Annotated in this window: 18 protein-coding genes and 3 pseudogenes; 9 read left to right on the forward strand and 12 right to left on the reverse strand. The window is 37.1% G+C overall.

What is annotated here, in order from left to right; translation table 11 throughout:
• Positions 1 to 85: 85 nt before the first annotated feature.
• On the reverse strand, positions 86 to 754 hold the full coding sequence (gene radC, locus AACL31_RS01535) for a RadC family protein (protein ID WP_310512045.1): 669 nt from the start codon (positions 752 to 754) through the stop codon (positions 86 to 88).
• A gap of 194 nt (positions 755 to 948) precedes the next feature.
• Between radC and coaBC the strand changes: the two genes are divergently transcribed.
• The 3 genes from coaBC (at position 949) to slmA (ending at position 3,313) form a co-directional block, all read left to right on the forward strand.
• Positions 949 to 2,163, forward strand: coding sequence for a bifunctional phosphopantothenoylcysteine decarboxylase/phosphopantothenate--cysteine ligase CoaBC (gene coaBC / locus AACL31_RS01540; protein WP_339053707.1), 1,215 nt, complete (start codon positions 949 to 951; stop codon positions 2,161 to 2,163).
• Positions 2,141 to 2,599 carry a dUTP diphosphatase gene (gene dut, locus AACL31_RS01545; protein ID WP_032115804.1) on the forward strand — a complete coding sequence of 153 codons (459 nt, stop codon included), beginning with the start codon at positions 2,141 to 2,143 and terminating at the stop codon, positions 2,597 to 2,599. The genes coaBC and dut overlap by 23 nt, the downstream gene beginning before the upstream one ends.
• A 114-nt stretch (positions 2,600 to 2,713) precedes the next feature.
• Positions 2,714 to 3,313, forward strand: a complete 600-nt coding sequence (slmA, locus tag AACL31_RS01550) for a nucleoid occlusion factor SlmA (protein WP_310512046.1) — start codon at positions 2,714 to 2,716, stop codon at positions 3,311 to 3,313.
• A gap of 86 nt (positions 3,314 to 3,399) precedes the next feature.
• Here slmA and pyrE read toward each other — a convergent pair.
• A pseudogene (gene pyrE, locus AACL31_RS01555) lies at positions 3,400 to 4,049 on the reverse strand (orotate phosphoribosyltransferase).
• A 73-nt stretch (positions 4,050 to 4,122) separates the two neighbouring features.
• Positions 4,123 to 4,839, reverse strand: a complete 717-nt coding sequence (gene rph / locus AACL31_RS01560) for a ribonuclease PH (RefSeq protein ID WP_310512047.1) — start codon at positions 4,837 to 4,839, stop codon at positions 4,123 to 4,125.
• 118 nt (positions 4,840 to 4,957) lie between these two features.
• Here rph and AACL31_RS01565 point away from each other — a divergent pair, with 118 nt between their 5' ends.
• The 4 genes and pseudogenes from AACL31_RS01565 (at position 4,958) to AACL31_RS01580 (ending at position 8,420) form a co-directional block, all read left to right on the forward strand.
• Positions 4,958 to 5,821, forward strand: a complete 864-nt coding sequence (locus AACL31_RS01565; protein ID WP_310512048.1) for a YicC/YloC family endoribonuclease — start codon at positions 4,958 to 4,960, stop codon at positions 5,819 to 5,821.
• Between the two features lie 426 nt (positions 5,822 to 6,247).
• A complete protein-coding gene (locus AACL31_RS01570; protein ID WP_310511028.1) occupies positions 6,248 to 6,469 on the forward strand; it encodes a type II toxin-antitoxin system Phd/YefM family antitoxin in 222 nt (73 codons plus the stop codon).
• Positions 6,466 to 6,859 (forward strand): annotated as a pseudogene (locus AACL31_RS01575) (type II toxin-antitoxin system death-on-curing family toxin). The gene AACL31_RS01570 and the pseudogene AACL31_RS01575 overlap by 4 nt, the downstream one beginning before the upstream one ends.
• A gap of 823 nt (positions 6,860 to 7,682) precedes the next feature.
• On the forward strand, positions 7,683 to 8,420 hold the full coding sequence (locus AACL31_RS01580) for a LuxR family transcriptional regulator (protein ID WP_310512049.1): 738 nt from the start codon (positions 7,683 to 7,685) through the stop codon (positions 8,418 to 8,420).
• On the opposite strand, the gene AACL31_RS01585 is transcribed toward AACL31_RS01580, so the two are convergent.
• A complete protein-coding gene (locus tag AACL31_RS01585) occupies positions 8,391 to 9,053 on the reverse strand; it encodes an acyl-homoserine-lactone synthase (protein ID WP_310512050.1) in 663 nt (220 codons plus the stop codon). The two genes, AACL31_RS01580 and AACL31_RS01585, sit on opposite strands and share 30 nt — an antisense overlap.
• A 643-nt stretch (positions 9,054 to 9,696) precedes the next feature.
• On the opposite strand from AACL31_RS01585, the gene pfkA reads away from it, so the two are divergent.
• Entirely contained in the window at positions 9,697 to 10,674 is a 978-nt protein-coding gene (gene pfkA, locus AACL31_RS01590; RefSeq protein WP_310512074.1) for a 6-phosphofructokinase, read from the forward strand.
• A 70-nt stretch (positions 10,675 to 10,744) separates the two neighbouring features.
• Here pfkA and glpD read toward each other — a convergent pair whose 3' ends face one another.
• From glpD to gntX, 6 genes are all read right to left on the reverse strand, one after another.
• Positions 10,745 to 12,241, reverse strand: coding sequence for a glycerol-3-phosphate dehydrogenase (gene glpD / locus AACL31_RS01595; protein ID WP_310512051.1), 1,497 nt, complete (start codon positions 12,239 to 12,241; stop codon positions 10,745 to 10,747).
• Between the two features lie 259 nt (positions 12,242 to 12,500).
• Positions 12,501 to 13,259 (reverse strand): DeoR/GlpR family transcriptional regulator, encoded by a 759-nt coding sequence (locus AACL31_RS01600; protein ID WP_032115814.1) that lies wholly within the window; start codon positions 13,257 to 13,259, stop codon positions 12,501 to 12,503.
• Positions 13,260 to 13,276: 17 nt separating this feature from the next.
• Positions 13,277 to 14,131, reverse strand: coding sequence for a rhomboid family intramembrane serine protease GlpG (gene glpG, locus AACL31_RS01605; RefSeq protein WP_129109075.1), 855 nt, complete (start codon positions 14,129 to 14,131; stop codon positions 13,277 to 13,279).
• Between the two features lie 15 nt (positions 14,132 to 14,146).
• The gene (gene glpE, locus AACL31_RS01610; protein ID WP_310511022.1) at positions 14,147 to 14,473 is read right to left on the reverse strand and encodes a thiosulfate sulfurtransferase GlpE; all 327 of its coding nucleotides are present in this window, start codon (positions 14,471 to 14,473) and stop codon (positions 14,147 to 14,149) included.
• Between the two features lie 94 nt (positions 14,474 to 14,567).
• Positions 14,568 to 15,146: a Fe-S biogenesis protein NfuA gene (gene nfuA / locus AACL31_RS01615; protein ID WP_032115817.1), complete on the reverse strand. Its 579-nt coding sequence runs from the start codon at positions 15,144 to 15,146 to the stop codon at positions 14,568 to 14,570.
• A gap of 58 nt (positions 15,147 to 15,204) precedes the next feature.
• Positions 15,205 to 15,888, reverse strand: coding sequence for a DNA utilization protein GntX (gntX, locus tag AACL31_RS01620; protein ID WP_310512052.1), 684 nt, complete (start codon positions 15,886 to 15,888; stop codon positions 15,205 to 15,207).
• A 39-nt stretch (positions 15,889 to 15,927) separates the two neighbouring features.
• Between gntX and bioH the strand changes: the two genes are divergently transcribed.
• On the forward strand, positions 15,928 to 16,704 hold the full coding sequence (gene bioH, locus AACL31_RS01625) for a pimeloyl-ACP methyl ester esterase BioH (protein WP_310512053.1): 777 nt from the start codon (positions 15,928 to 15,930) through the stop codon (positions 16,702 to 16,704).
• Between the two features lie 88 nt (positions 16,705 to 16,792).
• On the opposite strand, the gene AACL31_RS20880 is transcribed toward bioH, so the two are convergent.
• On the reverse strand, positions 16,793 to 16,939 hold the full coding sequence (locus tag AACL31_RS20880) for a FeoC-like transcriptional regulator (RefSeq protein WP_422389273.1): 147 nt from the start codon (positions 16,937 to 16,939) through the stop codon (positions 16,793 to 16,795).
• A 103-nt stretch (positions 16,940 to 17,042) separates the two neighbouring features.
• Positions 17,043 to 19,356, reverse strand: a pseudogene (gene feoB, locus AACL31_RS01635) (Fe(2+) transporter permease subunit FeoB).
• Positions 19,357 to 19,392: the final 36 nt, after the last annotated feature.

Consider the following 19,392-nt stretch of genomic DNA (forward strand, 5'->3'; position numbering starts at 1 on the left):
AAAAGGTGGCGTATTATACGCCCTCTAGCGCTTTCACTCAAGCCCAGAACTAATAAAGTTGCTATTTATTAGTCAAAATGTGGTACTAGAGTAGGCCAAGTTCGACAAATGAAAGGTATTTTTTATGAGTGACGACAAAATGGTCAAACAATTTTATATCTATCAAACGGCAAGCATTAGCAATTTTTTCGGTGACAATTTTATCCGCTAAACTGGGCTCTGGGTTACCCGATGGATGATTATGTGCAAGAATAATGGATACTGCATTTACTTTAACCGCCTGCCTTAAAATTTCTCTTGGATATACTTCTACGCGATTTATGGTGCCTTTAAACATTTCTTCATAGCAGATAATTTGATTTTGGTTGTTTAAGAATAATACAATAAAAATTTCTCTATCCTGTCCAAGATAAAAATCGAGTAGATATTTTTTCAAGTGCTTAGGACTTCTCATAATACTTTGATTAATAAGTTGTTGTGTAAAGAATCGTTTAGCGACTTCACCAATCGCTTGTAATTGTGAATACTTACAAACTCCTAATCCCTTGTGCGCTGAAAATTGTTGATAATCAGCAGTTAATAGTTTGTGCAACGAGCCAAATTCTTTTAATAAGTTTTCAGCCAATATTAAAACCGGAAATCCAGGCAATCCTGTGCGAAGAAAAATGGCCAAAAGCTCTTGGTCACTTAATGATGATGCCCCATAAGCTAAAAGCTTTTCTCTAGGTTGAAGTGCATAATTTATTTCGTCCATATGTTTTTCCTGTCTATTTCCTTGTCGCTTTGACAGGTTACAGCATGCCAAAATATGGGCCAAAATTTTCTAGCGTAGTTGCGTAGCGTTTTGCAAAAAAGTTTTTTTTATAGATAAAAATTGATGGTATTCTCACCTAAACTTCAGCTTATGGTAATATCAGTAGACTCATCATTTGAATTTGGATATATATGATGGCAGAACTTACAGGTAAACATATCGTACTTGGCATTAGTGGTGGTATTGCTGCTTATAAAACACCAGAATTAGTTCGTCGTTTGCGTGACCATGGTGCAATTGTACGTGTGGTAATGACGAATGCTGCCAAATCTTTCATTACACCGTTGACGCTACAGGCTGTTTCGGGCTATCCAATTGCAGATGATTTATTGGATCCTGCCGCAGAGGCTGCAATGGGTCATATTGAATTAGCTAAATGGGCAGATTTAATTATTTTAGCGCCTGCAACTGCAGATTTGCTGGCTCGTTTATCCGTTGGTATGGCGAATGATTTATTAACAACGGTCTGTTTAGCTTCAGAGGCAACAATAGCTGTCGTACCGGCAATGAATCAGCAAATGTATCGCGCTAATATTACTCAGCAAAATATTGCAATACTTAAAGAACGCCATGTTTTAGTTTGGGGCCCAGATGAAGGTAGTCAAGCTTGTGGTGATGTTGGCCCTGGTCGAATGTTAGAGCCGTTAGCTATTGTTGAATTAGCTAAGAATAGTTTTCAGCATAAGCTAGATATGGTAAACCTGCATTTAGCAATTACTGCGGGGCCAACACAAGAAGAAATTGATCCCGTTCGTTTTGTGACTAATCATAGTTCAGGGAAAATGGGTTTCGCGATAGCACAAGCTGCTGCAAAACGAGGGGCTAATGTAACACTTATTACCGGTCCAGTTAATTTACCAACACCAGCAGGCGTTAAACGTATTAATGTTGTAAGCGCGTTGGAAATGTATAGTCAAGTACATAATATAATTGATAAACAAGATATTTTTATTGGATGTGCCGCAGTTGCTGATTATCGACCAAAAGAGTTTACAAAAGAAAAAATTAAAAAGCAGGCAGATGAAATTACTCTGACATTGGTAAAAAATCCTGATATTGTGGCAAGTGTTGGTAAATTGACTAAAAATCGTCCTTATGTCGTTGGATTTGCAGCAGAGACACAAAATGTGGAAGAATATGCCCGTAATAAGCGTACCCAAAAAAATCTGGATCTTATTTGTGCAAATGATGTTTCATTAGCTGATCATGGGTTTAATTCAGAAAGCAATGCCTTGAATTTATTTTGGGAAGATAAAGAGATACATTTACCACATAGCCATAAATTAAAGCTTGGTCACCGTTTACTCGATGAGATACTTCAACGTTATGAAGAAAAAAATAGACATTAAAATTCTTGATCCTCGTGTAGGAAATAAATTTCCGTTGCCAACTTATGCGACAGAAGGATCTGCTGGGTTAGATCTACGAGCTTGCTTAGATCAGGCTATTCAATTAGAACCAGGTCAAACTGAGCTATTACCTACAGGATTAGCAGTGCATATTGCAGATCAACAATTAGCTGCAGTCATTCTTCCTCGTTCAGGTTTAGGACATAAACATGGTGTTGTATTAGGAAATTTAGTCGGTTTAATCGATTCTGATTATCAAGGTGAATTGAAGGTTTCAGTCTGGAATCGTGGTGATACAAGTTTTACTATTGAACCTGGTGAGCGTATAGCACAAATGGTTTTTGTACCAATTGTTCAAGTTGAATTTGATCTGGTACAAGATTTTGAAACGACAAAACGAGGTAGTGGTGGTTTTGGTCATTCAGGTCGTCAATAATAATCTTGTTATTTATAAAATATTATAAATTTGTTAAATTTTGTGCTTTATAAATGATGAAAGGCAAGGATTGCGTGGTCTGTTTTGTTGTTTTATCAGGGGTCTTGTTTCGCCATGGCAGGAAAAGAGATAACAAAGAAGAAAAACAGGCGTGAGGAAATCTTGCAGGTGCTTGCGCAAATGTTGGAAACGAGTGATGGTAGTCAACGCATTACCACAGCTAAGTTGGCAAGTCATGTTGGTGTATCTGAAGCAGCACTTTATCGGCATTTCCCTAGTAAGGGAAAAATGTTTGATAGTCTTATTGAATTTATTGAAAATTCTTTAATTTCACGGATTAATCTGATTCTGCAAGATGAAAAAGATACCATTAGGCGTATTCGGTTGATTTTTATGTTGATACTCGGTTTTGCGGAGAAAAATCCTGGATTGACACGAATAATGACGGCACATGCGTTGATGTTTGAGCAAGTTCAGTTACAAGATAGGATTAGCCAATTATTTGAACGTATCGAAGCGCAATTTAGACAGGTTTTAAAGGAAAGAAAAATACGTGATAAGCAAAGTTTTAGTTATGATGAGAGCTTATTAGCATCTCAATTATTAGTGTTTTGTGAGGGGATGCTATCACGTTTTGTACGTTCAGAATTTCGGTATTGCCCAACTAAAGAATTTGATGCACGCTGGCCTATGATCTTGGCGCAGTTGCAATAATTAATTGTACTACTCACTCCGCCTGATATTTGGGCGGAGTTTTTTTTATGTTAGTGGGTTAATAAAATTGCTAATTTTTTTATTTGTTAAGAGGGAGTGATACCGTAATTCTCACGATAAGCTTTCATCGTAGCTAAATGGGTTGACATATTCGGATTTTCACTTAGATAATTAATTAAATCATTCAAAGTGATAATAGAAAATACCTTGCATTTGAATTTTTTTTCGATTTCTTGGACGGCGGATAGATTCTTTTCACCTTTCTCCTGACGATCTAGACTTAATATAACAGCACTAAGTTTAGCTTTATGTCGCTTAATTATTTCTGCAGATTCTTTGATTGCAGTTCCTGCTGTAATAACGTCGTCAACGATCACAACGTTTCCTTTTAATGGGCTACCTACTAATTCCCCACCTTCCCCATGTTTTTTAACTTCTTTACGATTAAAACAGTAAGGCTTATCGAAGTGATAATGCTCAGATAGTGCAACTACCATGGTTGTTACGATCGGGATACCTTTATAGGCCGGACCAAAAATAATGTCACAAGTAGGATTATGATCCATAAACGCTTGGGCATAAAAATGACCGAGTGCAGCTAAATCTTTTCCTGTATTAAAGAGGCCAGCATTGAAAAAATAGGGGCTCTTACGACCAGATTTCAACGTAAATTCACCAAATTCCAATGCTTTTTTTTCATGGCGAGTTTAATAAATTCGCGCTGATAACCTTTCATTAAATTTTCCTCTTTAATTTATTCTCACTTTAATTAATCGATATAAAAAGACAGTTAAACAGATGATTAAAATTTATTGTTCTAATGCTTCTTTTTGGGCGGTAAAAATAATTTGTAAACCATTTTTTGCTAAAGAAAGCAGTGATAGCAGCTCTTCATGACTAAATGGCTCACCTTCGGCAGTACCTTGAATTTCGATCATTTTACCATTATCCATCATGACAACATTCATATCTGTTTCTGCGGCAGAGTCTTCAATATATTCTAGATCACAAATAGGTTTGCCATCCACTATACCGACAGAAACCGCAGCAACCATCGATTTAAGTGGGCTTTTTTTCAATTTTCCTTCTGCGACCATTTTATTTAATGCGTCAGTTAAAGCGACACAGGCACCAGAAATTGCAGCGGTACGAGTCCCCCCATCAGCCTGAATAACATCACAATCTAGTGTAATGGTATATTCACCTAATTGCTTTAAATCAACGGCGGCACGCAGAGAACGGGCAATAAGGCGTTGTATCTCCATGGTGCGACCCGTTTGTTTGCCTTTTGCTGCTTCGCGTATATTACGAGAATTTGTTGCCCGTGGTAGCATACCGTATTCCGCTGTTATCCAACCTTGTGATTGGCCTTTTAAAAAGCGGGGAACGCCTTCTTCGATTGTGGCGTTACATAATACTTTGGTATCACCAAATTCAATCAGAACAGAGCCTTCGGCATGTTTAGTATATTGGCGGGTGATTTTTATAGGGCGCACCTGATTAGCTTCTCTATTCTCTGGACGCATGGTGTTATCTCCGTAGTTAAACAATGTTGGTGGCGCATTATACGTTCTTCGATATTGAATGCCTATCCTATGGTTTCACTCAAGGTTATAATTTAATTTTTATTTATAGGAACGAAATATGATCCATAGTATGACCGCTTTCGCACGACGAGATATAAAAAGTGAATGGGGAAATGTGGCTTGGGAGCTGCGTTCCGTTAACCAACGTTATCTTGAAACTTATATTCGCTTGCCGGAACAATTTAGAAGTCTGGAACCTGTTATTCGTGAGCGTCTACGTGCCAGATTAACCCGAGGGAAAGTAGAGTGTAGTTTACGTTTTGAACTTAGTTCACATCAACAGAGTGAATTAGTACTGAATGAAGAGTTAGCTAACCAATTGATTAGAACTGCTAACTGGGTAAAAAAGAGTAGTGGTGAAGGAGAAATTAATCCGTTAGAAATTCTTCGCTGGCCTGGTGTTATGTCGGCTCAAGAACAGAATTTGGATGTTATTTGTACGCATTTGCTTAAAGAATTAGAACTTGCTTTAGATGATTTTATTCTCAATCGGGAAAGCGAAGGGAAGATGCTAAAAATAATGATTGAGCAACGGCTAGATGCTGTTTGTCAGGAAATTCAAGCGGTTCGTCGTCAAATGCCTGAAATTTTAAAATGGCAGCGTGAGCGCTTACAAACAAAATTAGAGGAGGCAGAAATTCAGATAGATAATAATCGATTAGAACAAGAGCTTATCATATTAGCACAACGTATTGATGTTGCAGAAGAGCTTGATAGGCTGGATGCTCATGTCAAAGAAACACGTAATATTCTTAAAAAACAAGAAGCTGTCGGCCGTCGGTTAGATTTTATGATGCAGGAGTTTAATCGTGAAGCAAATACCTTGGCCTCAAAGTCTATTAATAGCCAAGTGACTAATTCTGCTGTTGAATTAAAAGTATTAATAGAACAAATGCGTGAGCAGATTCAAAACATCGAGTAGATTCTCAAGTAAATTCACTAAATATCATAACTTGCAACTAATACCAATAAGCCAGTGCGAATACTGACTTTTTTAATTCAACAAGTTTCATATTATATCACCAAAGTCGTACATTATTGGTGTACTTAAAAGGGTACTTAGTTGGTTTTAAGTACACTAATTTAAGGACACCCTCAATAAAATCGATAAAATATGGGAAAACTTAACGACATATAAAAAAGAACATGGATATGAAGTGGAGAACTCTTTATAAGATGCTCAGACGGTAGTGAGCTATATTTTATTTTCCAAGCTAATAAAAAAATAAACAAGTATTATATATGTCAATTTCAATGTCTAATGGCCCCATCACTCATTTCTTTTCATATAGTTGCACAATACAGATGTTCGACGTACAATTTAAATGTACACTTTAGGAGACATATCATGCGTACATACACTTCCACTCAAGCCCGCGCCAATATCTCAGAAGTGCTGGATGCTGCCACTCATGGTGAACCCGTTGAAATCACCCGCAGGGATGGAAGTTCAGCAGTAGTTATCAGCAAGGCGGAATTCGAGGCATACCAGAACGCTAAGCTGGATGCGGAGTTTGATGTGATTATGCAGCGCCATGGACATACTGTAGAGGCATTGACAAACCGATGATATGGAGTCAGCGCACAGGAAGTTATTGCTTTTCATGACCGTATATTGCAATGGCTTCCCGGCGTTGCTGGTATGCCGGATCCTGGCAGAGCTGAAGCTCTTATTTGCCGGGTGTAAAATCGTGCACATTATGACGGTGTTACGGATATTTTTGAGTTGGCTGCCACTTACTGGGTTGCTATCGCCAGAGGTCACATTTTTAATGATGGCAATAAGCGTACCGCGTTTTTTGTGACCATGACTTTCCTCTACCGCAACGGTATCAATATCCGAGATAACGACAATACTTTGGAAAATTTAACGGTAGAAGCTGCTACCGGAGAAAAAACTGTTGATCAGTTAGCGCAGCAGTTACGTGAGTTAGTAAATCGTATCGAGCCAATTGGTTGAATAGTCATTGTTTTTCATGTAATTAATCAAAAATTAGTTTAGTAAAAATATAATCAAATAATATTAGTAGTAAGCCACTATTCAGTACTCAAAATCATACTAGTTTATTAAGTTAAGGTATTTTTTAAAATTGTTAGTGTGGCTAAATAACGCACTTGTATTGCTATGGTGTTGTTTTTTTTAAAAAATATTGTTAATTAGTGACAGAATATTGAAAAATTCAATCATGATAAGCATCTATCGAAAAAATGTTGCTTATTTAGTACATTTATTTTCATAAAGAATAAGCCATTCATAATGTTTTTATATCGTAAAATTCTTAGATAATTTTAATATGTAAGATGTTCGATATATAACTAAATGAAATTTATAGAGCAATTGAGATATAGATTAAACTGATTTTTAGAATGAAATATGGCTAATTAGTCGATATATTGATTTAATTATAAATAAATTTGTAAGCAAAAGTTTATTTCTTTGTTAAGGTTAATATATTGATATATAAGTAAAAATCAAAGTCTTGCGAAGAAAAAGTGAGGTATTAATGGCAAATTATGATGAAAAAAAGCTATAAAGCCAGCAGAGACATCTTGCTTCTGCTGACTATATGGCTTTATGATATTGAGGAATAAATTTCCCTGGTGTTGGCCAACTTGGCAGCCTGACCTTACATGAGGTCAGGTTTTTTTATTGTTTTTATATAAATCTAATAGTGACTTTACCCTTTTTTATGCTTCGATTGTAGTTAGACTTAAGTCTAGTTTTGTACTATACTTTTGTCTTAACACGGAAGTTTATTATTTTACTTTTGAGGTGATATTAGATGTCAGAGTTATTTTATGGTAATGATGAAATAGATAACTCAGTAAAAAATTATTTAGATAGAAAATTGGCTGTTTTTGGAGATTTCAAATATGCATATATGATTCTCAATAAGAGAGACCCAATGCGCATGTTAATCATCTCAAATTATCTGACGGAATGGATTGATATATATAAACAAAGGCAATATCAACAAATAGATCCAGTTGTCTTAGCAGCTTTTAGTCGAATTACCCCTTTTTCTTGGAATGAAAGTTTTTCTGTTAAGGATTTAAATGGTTTCAGAAAGATTTTTAATATCTCAAAAAATTATAGTGTTATGAATGGTTATACTTTTGTTCTTCATGATTGTAATAACTATCTTGCTATGTTATCGATTTTGATGAATGAAGATGGAGCCATCGATATAGAAGAAAAACTAGAAAAGAGTAAGGGTGACTTGCAAATGCTTTTGCTTACTATTCATGAAAAAATCACCTCCCTATATCGAGAGATGACTCAACAAACCTACTGTATGCCAGCAGATGGGAAAGATTTTTTTTCACCGCGTGAAAATGAAATTTTATACTGGGCTAGTATGGGAAAAACATACCAGGAAATTGCAACCATACTAGGTATAAAGTTGGGTACAGTAAAATTTCATATCGGCAATGTTGTGAAAAAATTAGGTGTCATAAATGCTAAGCATGCAATAAGACTTGGTGTCGAATTACAACTCATTAAATCTGTCTCCAAATGATGGATATATTAATGGCCATTGCTTCAATTTATTATTAATAAGGCTGTCATAATGGTTTCTTATTTTTAGGATGAGTTGGTTTTGGCTTCCAGAGTCTGTAGGTAAAAGCATCAAATATACTTTTTCGTGTTTTTCAGATATCCCTTGTTCGATAATTGAGATATCCCAACCAGAACGCTCCAAAATCTTCAACATAGCACGACTAACGATGGTGAGAATGCCATCATACTGGTATTTTTTTGCGTAATTAAGCATTGCTAAAAATAGTATAGAACAGACGGGATCTTTATTATAATTTCCCTGGCTTATTCGGTTTTTAGCCACAAAAAAGCGGCTTGATTCAATATAGTTTCCTTTAGGGAGATTGAGATGCTTGAAAAAAGGGGCAAATGTGCCTGTGATCATATTAGGAAATTGCATTTCAATAAATCTAACACTACAGATGATGGTGTTACTTCTTACGCCAAATAGATAGTTAGCTTTGTCATTATCATATTCATCAAACTCCATGCCATTAATACAATTAACTGCCCAGTTAAGGCGATCTTTAAATGTTTCTTTTCTTAGCGTAAATAATTCTTTTGATTTTTTTTCAGTCAAAAGGTTGTAGTTCACATCAAATATTTCTAACATTTTTTCTCCATTATTTCATTTACTCGCAGATCCTATATTTAAAATTACTAAAATATTTCTATCTAGCGATACTATTTTTCGATTTCCACTGTGGGTAATAATGCCTGTTATATTTTGCCTTCTCTATAATTTTTTGTACACTAGTGGTGTTAAGTTTATATATGCGTTTTGCGATGGAATTAACTGACTTATAAGGAATATTTTAGATGAAGTGCAAATCGGAGGTGTAAATTAATCGGACAGTTTTTAATTAAAAGTTAAAAATTTTTATAGATAAAGTTAGCTATATTAAAAAGACATAAAAAGCGTTTTATTAATAGCGCTGGTTTAAGAAAAGTAATCTATATATTTATAGTATAAAAAAAATTAAACTATCTATTAAGATAACTGAACTATCCGCTAAATATATAATTTATTAACATAATGATTAGCCATTTTTTTATTTAATTATTCTAATGATAGCATTTGCAATATTTATACTAAATTTTACCTTTATCAAAGAAAGTTAATAATTTAAGCATTTGGTAAAAGTTTTATCGTATAATGTAGTAAGCCGAATCAATTCAGCCAGTTATAGCCATAAGCAAAATACATGAAATTATGGTTTTTATACTTATGGCAATATATTAAATCAGAGGTCACCATGAACAAAAAAGGAATAAAAAAAGTTGGCGTTTTAACCAGTGGTGGTGATGCGCCAGGAATGAATGCCGCTATTCGTAGTGTTGTGCGCATGGGACTTTTTGAAGATTTAGAAGTTTATGGTATCTATGACGGCTATATGGGACTTTATGAAAATCGAATAAAAAAACTCAACCGTTTTAGTGTTTCTGATATTATTAATCGCGGCGGTACTTTCTTAGGCTCTGCCCGTTTTCCTGAATTTCGTGATAGTGAGAAGGTAAGAACCCAAGCTATTGAGAATATGAAAAAACATAATATTGATGCCTTGGTTGTCATCGGTGGAGATGGCTCTTATCGTGGCGCAAAGAAGATCACTGAAGCGGGATTCCCTTGTATAGGTGTACCCGGAACTATTGATAATGATGTTGCCGGTACTGATTATACGATTGGTTATTTTACCGCTTTGGATACTATTGTTGAGGCAATTGATCGTTTACGTGATACCTCAACTTCCCATAAACGTATTTCGATTGTTGAAATAATGGGGCGTCATTGTGGTGATTTGACTTTATCCGCAGCTATTGCTGGCGGCTGTGAGTTTGTGGTATTGCCCGAAATACCTTTTGATAAGGAAGAGTTACTGACAGAAATTAAATCTGGCTTAGCAAGAGGTAAACGTCATGCAATTGTTGCCATTACTGAACATATTTATGATGTTAATGAATTGGCAAAATATATTGAAAAAGCAACGGGGCATGAGACACGAGCAACGGTTTTAGGCCATATTCAGCGAGGTGGTAGCCCAGTTGCGAGTGATCGAGTTCTGGCATCCCGTATGGGCGCTTACTCTATTCAGTTACTTTTACAGGGGTATGGTGGGCGCTGTGTTGGTATTCAAAATGATAAACTGGTTCATCATGATATTATTGATGCAGTTGAAAATATGCAACGTAAGTTTAAGCAGGATTGGTTAGATACGGCGAAGAAACTTTATTAACTGGTTTGAGCGGGTTGTAGCTGATAAAGTTTCGATATAAGCCTCATAAATTTATGAGGCTTATATGGTTTTATTGCGTGATGGTTGTATTTTTAGTCAACCATTGCGTTATTCGTTGTTTTTCGTCATCATTGAGCCACATACCTAATTTGGTTCTGCGCCAGATGACATCATCTAACTCTGTAACCCATTCATTTTCGACTAAATAACGTAATTCAGCTTCGTATAAATTGTGGCCAAAAGCTTCACCTAGATCTGATAACGATTGTGCTTGTTTTAAAATCAAATTGCTATTACTACCGTAAGTGCGGGCATATCGCAATGCAATGCCTTCTGGTAACCATGGGTAGCGTTTACGTAATAGTTGGGCATAACCGTCACGATCACAGCCTTCGATATCACCACCAGGTAGCGTTGCTTCTTTAGTCCACGCTTTACCGGCATTAGGATAGTAATGAGCTAATTTATCTATCGCATGTTCTGCAAGTTTACGATAGGTGGTTAATTTACCGCCGAAAACAGATAGTAAAGGTGCTTTTCCTTGTTCATCATGGATGTCGAGGGTGTAATCACGTGTAATAGCTTGAGGTGAATCAGATTCATCATCACATAATGGACGTACCCCAGAGTAAGTCCAGACAATATCTTGCTGTGTTAGCTGTTTTTTGAAATGATCGTTATAAACTTTTAATAAATAATTGATTTCATTATTATCTATGTGAACATCTTTTGGATCACCTTGATATTCGACATCGGTAGTACCGATAATAGAAAACTCGTCCATCCAAGGTATAACAAAGACAATACGATGATCTTCATTTTGTAAAATATAAGCTTGTGAGCCATCGTGTACACGAGGTACAACAATATGGCTACCTTTAATTAGCCGGATACCGTAGGGAGATTTTAATTGTAACCCTTCATCAAAGAAAGATTTAACCCAAGGTCCTGTTGCGTTTACTAATCCTTTTGCTTGCCAAGTTTCTTTTTTGCCCGTACGTAAGTCTTCTGCTTCTACGACCCACAGCCCATTCTCACGCCAGGCTTTCGTCGCTTTAGTGCGAGTTCGAACTTCACCTTTATGTCTGAGAATTTCTTGTGCATTGAGGACAACTAAGCGTGCATCATCGACCCAACAATCTGAATATTCAAAACCTTTTGTTAATTCTGATTTTAAGGCAGAGTTTTTACCAAATTTTAGCCCTTTACTTCCGGGTAGACTGGTACGTTTACCGAGGTGATCATAAAGGAAAAGGCCAGCACGTATCATCCAAGCAGGACGAAGATGAGGTTGATGAGGTAGGCGAAAACGCATAGGGAAAGCAATATGAGGAGCGAGCTTAAGCAAAACTTCACGTTCGGCAAGCGCTTCACTAACTAAACGAAATTCATAATGTTCTAAATAGCGTAATCCGCCATGGATTAGTTTGGAACTAGCAGAAGAAGTTGCGCTAGCAAGATCTTGAGCTTCTAATAGTAATACTGATAATCCTCGACCAGCAGCATCAGCGGCAATACCTGCACCATTTATACCACCACCTAGCACAATTAAATCTTTTGTTTTCATGCGTCCCCCAATGTTCGAGATTGCTCAAATATGTTCGTTTTCGCTCACAATTTTAATCAAATTAGATTCTAAAGCCAACTATTATTAAGTGAAGAAAAACCATTAAATTGAAGCTATTTATCATTTATTGGAAAAATAGAGAAAAAATAGCAAACTAATTAAGAAAATGAGTATTAATCTGGAGAGAATATTAGCTTATTAAGAAGTATAGCCACAGATTAGAGCAGGAAATAAGAAAATTTCCTGCGACAAGTGAGCATTAGCATATTTCAAGTGTTACATTATGATGCTCAATCATTTTGTGGATGTTTGCAGGAGGGGCTTTGTCAGTAAAAAGATAATCAATCATCTCCATACTACCTAGGTTAACCATTGCATTGCGACCAAATTTTGAGTGATCAGTAACCAGCATAACGCAACGAGAATTTTCAATAATTGCTTTTTTTGTTCGTACTTCATGGTAGTCGAATTCGAGTAATGAACCATCTCCATCGATACCACTGATGCCTAAAATACCATAGTCAAGACGGAATTGAGTTATAAAATCTAAGGTTGCCTCACCAACAATTCCTCCATCACGGCTGCGAACTTCTCCTCCTGCTAAGATCAGACGAAAATCCTCTTTTGCCATAAGTAGGGTTGCAACATTAAGATTATTAGTGACGATCCTTAAATTTTTATGATCCAGCAAAGCATAGGCGACAGCTTCTGGTGTAGTGCCGATATCAATAAATAGTGTAGCTCCATTAGGGATTTGACGCGCAACATGTTGAGCAATCCGTTCTTTTTCGCTCGACCACATCATCTTGCGATCGTGGTAAGCAGTATTAACAGAACTTGAAGGAAGCGCGGCACCTCCGTGATGGCGCTGAATTTTATTTTTTTCCGCCAGTTCATTGAGATCACGACGGATAGTTTGTGGGCTGACATTGAAATATTCAACTAACTTTTCAGTACTTACATAGCCTTGAATACGGGCAAGTTCGATAATAGTATCATGGCGTTGAGTTTGCTTCACAAAAACCTCAAGTATCACTATATGTATTGGTCATGTTTGGTATTATTTGGTTTATGTCTATTATCCCATAATCCCATTAATAAACCGATAATTAACCCGGCAGTGTGTGCCGTGTTAGCTATTTTCATGCCAAAAATATCAAAGTAACCAAGAAATAACCATAAAACAGCAAATATCATTAACCCTCTTGGAATAGAAATACCTTTTTCTGGGTGACGTTCACCGGTTAACCAAACGTAGCCAATCAGCGAAAAAACTACGCCGGAAAGACCACCAAAAGCAGAGCCACTAAAGAGCGATTGCCCCCAATTACTAAAAAGAGCTGATACAATAGCAATGACAAATAGTTTACCTGTACCCAATTGGCGTTCTACCTGACTACCTAAATACCACCACCACATTAAATTAAATAAAATGTGCATCAACGAAAAGTGAAGTAGGGCGGGGGTGAATATTCGCCAGATTTCCGTGTACTGAGTACTTGATGGCCAAGCAAGATAAGCCATTACGGCGTCATTACCGGAAATTAACATCCAAATATAAATAAAAATAGCTAAAAAGAAAACGATGATGGTTAGTGGCCCAGATTGTTTTTTTAAATAATCAACAGTGAGATAATTACGGTAGCCAAATTTTTTATCAATATGTCCCGTTTGCCAACTTGCTGCCTGATAACGTGAATTAAGAGGATCTTGCATAAACAGCTTTAGTTCTTGCTGCACTTGATCGAACTTATTTTCATCATGTAGCCAGAGATCAAAAAATTTTCCCTGTGGTTCTGCGCGCATTTCGATAACAATGTTTTGCATCGCCATATAATCAATAAATGCTTGTGCTAATCTAGGATTTGCTATAGAAATTAAATGGATCATAACCAGTTATATCGCTTACGAGAGTGAGTTGATGGTGTGTGGGTATTCTCTCAACCATGCTTCAAAACCACCGTTTATGCTATAAACAGTTTCGAAGCCCATATTAACTAAATATTGTGCTGCGCCTTGGCTACTATGGCCATGGTAACACATTATCATTACCGGCGAGTCAAAGTCTGTTTGCTTAATAAAGTTATTTAAGGTCTCATTCGTGAGATGGTAAGCGCCTTTAATATGCGCTGAATGAAAACTTTGTGGGTCACGAATGTCGACCATGATGATGTCACCTGTTTGCCAAAGTTTATAGGCTTGTTCAACTGTAATTAATTGAAAATTATCCATAGTAATCTGCACAATATTATTTTACATTCGGAAAAACAAGATACTCTCTGTACTTTTAAAGAGTATCCATCATTGGCAAAAATGAGTAATTATTTTAATAATAAGAGTGATCACCACGCTGATGTTCAGTTAAATCTTTTACTCCTTTTAATTCGTCTGGGAACATATTTAGCAACTGTTTTTCAATACCTTCTTTTAAGGTAATATCGACCATTGAACAGCCATTACATCCTCCACCGAATTGTAGAATTGCATATCCATCGTCAGTGATTTCCATCAATGAAACCCGTCCTCCATGGCCTGCTAATTGTGGGTTAATTTGTGATTGAATAACATATTCAACTCGTTCAATCAGTGGAGCATCGTCAGCCACTTTTCGCATTTTAGCATTAGGCGCTTTTAGGGTAAGTTGAGAGCCTAATTGATCCGTTACGAAATCGATTTCGGCCTCTTGCAGAAAAGGTGCGCTAATTTCATCAATATAAGCTGAAAGTTTATCAAATTTAAGTTCAATATCCGTCGCTTCGATAGCATCAGGAGGACAATAAGAGACCCCACATTCTGCAGAAGGTGTGCCAGGATTAATGACAAATACGCGAATTTGTGTACCAGGTTCTTGATTTGCCAATAGTTTGGCAAAATGAGCTTGTGCTGCTTCAGTAATATTAATCATAATCGATGCTCAAGTTTATCATTTTAGTATGTTTATCATACGCTCTTTTCCTTACTTTCTACAAGGTTCTGCATATTGCCCAGGCTTGAACTGAGTTTGCTCCAGCACTAATCAGCAACTTAGCAACTTCATTCATTGTTGTTCCTGTTGTAATGACATCGTCAAATACGGCAATATGGCGATCTTGAAACGATTTTTTTACCCTAAAAGCTTTACTAAGATTTTGGGTACGTTTTTTAGCAGAAAGTTGAGTTTGCGGTAGTGTAGCACGAGTGCGAATAATTGAATTAGTTTGAAATTGGCATCCTAACCAATAAGCTAATTGAGTTGCTATTAAACTGGCTTGATTAAATCCACGTTGCCAATGTTTACTATGATGAAGTGGGATCGCTATTATGATATCTGGTTTGCGCCAGCGTTGTTGGCGATATCCTTGTTGCCAATAGAGTAGAAATAAGCGTGCAAGGATAAAGGCGATTTGCGTTATCTTTTCATATTTGTACTGCTGTATTAGCTTGCTTAATGGTGGTATATAGGGAGTAATGGCGACAAGATTGTGCCAATAGGGTGGAGTTTGTAAGCAGCGACCGCAAGCAAGGGTGAATTGTTCAACGGGTAAAGCACAGCGATGACAAACTCGTTTTAGATAAGGCAAATGTTTTAAACAGTAGTGACAAATGCCATGAAAGCGATATTTTAGTGTTTGGTGGCATAGCCAACAATACCCAGCCATTGTTAACATAATGATGTCCTTTTTTATACCTGTAAAGCGAGAATAACTATGACGACACTGTTTTGGCGGCAGTTGGGTAAAGGAAAACAAGATATTGTGCTATTGCACGGATGGGGATTGAATGCAGAAGTTTGGCGTACCATTGAAGTGGAATGTGGTTCTCATTTTCGTCTCCATCTAGTTGACTTACCTGGCTATGGTCGTAGTAATCTTTTTCCACCGATGTCGCTACAACAAATGGCAGAGGTAATTTGGCAGAAAGCGCCCAAGCAGGCTATTTGGTTAGGTTGGTCGTTAGGCGGACTGATTGCTAGTATCATCTCACTTAACCATCAAGCTGAAATAGCAGGTTTAATAACAGTGGCTTCATCGCCCTGTTTTGGACAACAAGAAAATTGGCCAGGCATTAAACCTACGGTACTTAAGGGGTTTGAACGACAATTACAGGTTGATTTTCATCGTACAGTAGAACGTTTTCTTGTATTGCAAACATTGGGCACTAAAACAGCTAATGGCGATATACGATTATTAAAATCGGTGATACTAGAGCAGCCGTTACCCTCTGTTGCCGTGTTAAACGCAGGTTTGGAAATTTTGCGAACAACTGATCTACGGCAATCTTTATTAACCTTAAATAAACCTTTTTTGCGTATCTATGGTGACCTTGATAGCTTAGTACCAAAAAAAATATTACCAATGCTGGATAAATGGTTACCAAATTCGCCTTCGGTGGTAATAAAACATGCCGCCCATGCCCCTTTTATTTCTCATCCTAATCAGTTTATTCAATTGTTAGTCGATTTTTTGGGTCAATTGGAGAAATGAATATGGGGAGTCAGAATAAAAGCAAAAACATTCTTTATGCTAATCGAGTAAGCGATAATTTTAATAAATTATCGCTTACTTGCATAAATTAGAGAGAAGTAACTTGATAAATTTTTAGGTTAAACTTTTTTATTTCGGGACATTGCTTACAACTATGGCCCGTTAAACAGGATGATTGATCAATTTGTTCTAATTTTCCCATGGCCGCTAATTTATCTAACATAGCCTCAATCATAGGTAATGAAACAGAGAATTTCTAACTAATTTGGTAAGCATCCGTTCTGCCATACAGCGCAACCATATCTCTGACTTGCAATAAACTGATCATCTCATTACCTCTAGTGGCATGAACCACTTTGGCTGTGGTTACATTTATGGACATTATGATGGAGTTTTAGTGTTATGCGTTTACGTGAATGGCGCAACAATGCGATTAACAGTAAGTTAAACACGACGAGCATCCCAATAACCCCGCGCTATATTGTGGATGTTGTGAGAAAGTGGCTATTTGGTAGAACAAGGCAGAAACCGAATAAGCAACATTCAAGCCCCATAGAATAGAAAATGTCATCCAGTTTCGATTCGTTTCACGGGCAATGGCTCCTAATACAGAAATGCAAGGCACATAAAGTAGAACAAAGATTAGATAGCTATGGCTGATAAAGACGAGCCGAATCGTGCTGCCATAGCGCCCATTGTACTGCTATCCATATCACCATCACCTTTACTGGCTTCAATAGGATTGGATAAGACACTTAAACTGAATGTTCTTTTAGACTATCCCAAGTTTCATTAACCGCATCTTCTAATTCATCTAACAGATTAAATTGCTTGGCATTAAAAGGTGTTTGAGTAATATTTTCGGCGGTGTACAGTGTATTCAATGTGCCGACAACCACTTCTTTAGCTAACGCGCCCGTAATAAGTCCAACGGTTGCTTGCCAATTATCATCATTGATACCGATAGGTTTCAATAACGGGGGTAACGGTTTTACTTACTGACGCTAATGCTGATTGGTTAATATTATCAACGACTTTACCGGACAAAGAAAAACTATTAAGTGCCCCGATAATCATACTGGCAATAATAATCACTTTTCCCGCTCTTAAGACAAAGCCTTTCAATCTTTGCCAGGTCTGTAATAGTAATGTTTTTAAGTGTGGTACATGGTAAACCGGTAATTCCATGATAAAAGGGGAGGATGCGCCCCGTGCAACAGTATATTTCAATAACAACCCGGTTAGGATGGCAATGACAATACCTAATAAATAAAGAGAAAAAACAATACTTGCGCCATTTTTGCCAAAAAAAGCGGCCGCAAAGACAGCAAAAATAGCCAGCCTGGCGCCACAAGACATAAAAGGCGCCATTAAAACGGTGATTAATCGTTCACGAGGAGTATCTAGTGTCCGTGCACCCATAATAGCATGTACATTACAGCCAAAACCGACAATCAAAGGAACAAAAGATTTACCAGGCAGACCTAGTGCTTGCATCAGTCTATCCATGATAAATGCTGCGCGTGCCATATAACCTGAGTCTTCCAATACAGAAAGGAATAAATACATTAAACCAATTTGGGGAACTAATGGCAAAACAGTGTTGATACCACCACCTACCCCTTGGGCAAGGAAAACCGTCAACCATTGTGGAAAGTTAAAAGTATGGCCAATCCATTGAATTCCATGGATGAAAATGGCTTCTGAGCCACCTTCAAAGAGCGGTTGTAATGCACCACCAATATTGATAGCAAGTATGAACATCAAATACATGATAAAAAGAAATATCGGCACCCCAAACCAGCGATTAAGTACTATGTTATCAATAAATTGCGTTAAGGCATTCGGTTTTGCCGTTTCAGTATTAATCACTGCTTCGCAAAGGCTGGCAATAGTTTGATAGCGTGCATCAGCGATGATGAGCTCAGGCTCTTCTTGTTGTTGAGATTGTAAATGGGTTCTAATTTTATCTAATTTATCAGTGGAAATAGCGGCACGTTCCAGGCTATATATATCACCTTCTAAGATTTGTAGTGCTAGCCAACGGCGCTGTTGATGATTGAATTTATTATGGTCGATAATTTGAATTAAATTTTCCACTTCGGTGAGCAAAAAATCGGGATAGCGGATGAGGGTTGAAATAAGATTATTACTATGTTTATCAATAGCTTGTTTTAATTTGCTAATACCTTTTGCGCGAGTCGAAACTAGAGGGATAACAGGGCAGCCCAGGCGTGTTTGAAGTTCATCAATATTAATATGAATATTTTGGTTTTCGGCAATATCCAACATATTAAGCGCAACGATACAAGGCACACCTAATTCAATAAGTTGTAATGTTAGATAAAGATTACGCTCGAGGTTAGCGGCATCGATAACATTTATCAACATATCCGCTTCACCACTTAGGATGAAATGACAGGCAATTTGCTCATCGAGTGAGGTCTGTTCTGAAATAGTGGTTAGTGAATAGGTGCCAGGCAGGTCAACTAATTCAATATCATATTCCGAGGTTGCAAAGCGACCAGCCTTTCGCTCAACAGTGACACCAGACCAGTTGCCAACACGTTGGCGAGCGCCTGTTAATTGATTAAAGAGTGTCGTTTTACCGGCGTTAGGGTTGCCAATAAGGCCAATAGTTAATGGTTTCATAGTTTTGGTGTCAGATGAGTAATAAGCAATAGGCTA

The sequence above is a fragment of the Arsenophonus endosymbiont of Crataerina pallida genome, from assembly GCF_964020125.1.
In the GTDB taxonomy this organism is placed as follows: domain Bacteria; phylum Pseudomonadota; class Gammaproteobacteria; order Enterobacterales; family Enterobacteriaceae; genus Arsenophonus; species Arsenophonus nilaparvatae.

Excerpts from the sequence above, each read along its gene's own strand:
- radC (WP_310512045.1), bottom strand. The coding sequence starts at position 754 with ATGGACGAAATAAATTATGCACTTCAACCTAGAGAAAAGCTTTTAGCT.
- coaBC (WP_339053707.1), top strand. The coding sequence starts at position 949 with ATGGCAGAACTTACAGGTAAACATATCGTACTTGGCATTAGTGGTGGT.
- dut (WP_032115804.1), top strand. The coding sequence starts at position 2,141 with ATGAAGAAAAAAATAGACATTAAAATTCTTGATCCTCGTGTAGGAAAT.
- slmA (WP_310512046.1), top strand. The coding sequence starts at position 2,714 with ATGGCAGGAAAAGAGATAACAAAGAAGAAAAACAGGCGTGAGGAAATC.
- rph (WP_310512047.1), bottom strand. The coding sequence starts at position 4,839 with ATGCGTCCAGAGAATAGAGAAGCTAATCAGGTGCGCCCTATAAAAATC.
- AACL31_RS01565 (WP_310512048.1), top strand. The coding sequence starts at position 4,958 with ATGATCCATAGTATGACCGCTTTCGCACGACGAGATATAAAAAGTGAA.
- AACL31_RS01570 (WP_310511028.1), top strand. The coding sequence starts at position 6,248 with ATGCGTACATACACTTCCACTCAAGCCCGCGCCAATATCTCAGAAGTG.
- AACL31_RS01580 (WP_310512049.1), top strand. The coding sequence starts at position 7,683 with ATGTCAGAGTTATTTTATGGTAATGATGAAATAGATAACTCAGTAAAA.
- AACL31_RS01585 (WP_310512050.1), bottom strand. The coding sequence starts at position 9,053 with ATGTTAGAAATATTTGATGTGAACTACAACCTTTTGACTGAAAAAAAA.
- pfkA (WP_310512074.1), top strand. The coding sequence starts at position 9,697 with ATGAACAAAAAAGGAATAAAAAAAGTTGGCGTTTTAACCAGTGGTGGT.
- glpD (WP_310512051.1), bottom strand. The coding sequence starts at position 12,241 with ATGAAAACAAAAGATTTAATTGTGCTAGGTGGTGGTATAAATGGTGCA.
- glpG (WP_129109075.1), bottom strand. The coding sequence starts at position 14,131 with ATGATCCATTTAATTTCTATAGCAAATCCTAGATTAGCACAAGCATTT.
- glpE (WP_310511022.1), bottom strand. The coding sequence starts at position 14,473 with ATGGATAATTTTCAATTAATTACAGTTGAACAAGCCTATAAACTTTGG.
- nfuA (WP_032115817.1), bottom strand. The coding sequence starts at position 15,146 with ATGATTAATATTACTGAAGCAGCACAAGCTCATTTTGCCAAACTATTG.
- gntX (WP_310512052.1), bottom strand. The coding sequence starts at position 15,888 with ATGTTAACAATGGCTGGGTATTGTTGGCTATGCCACCAAACACTAAAA.
- bioH (WP_310512053.1), top strand. The coding sequence starts at position 15,928 with ATGACGACACTGTTTTGGCGGCAGTTGGGTAAAGGAAAACAAGATATT.
- AACL31_RS20880 (WP_422389273.1), bottom strand. The coding sequence starts at position 16,939 with ATGATTGAGGCTATGTTAGATAAATTAGCGGCCATGGGAAAATTAGAA.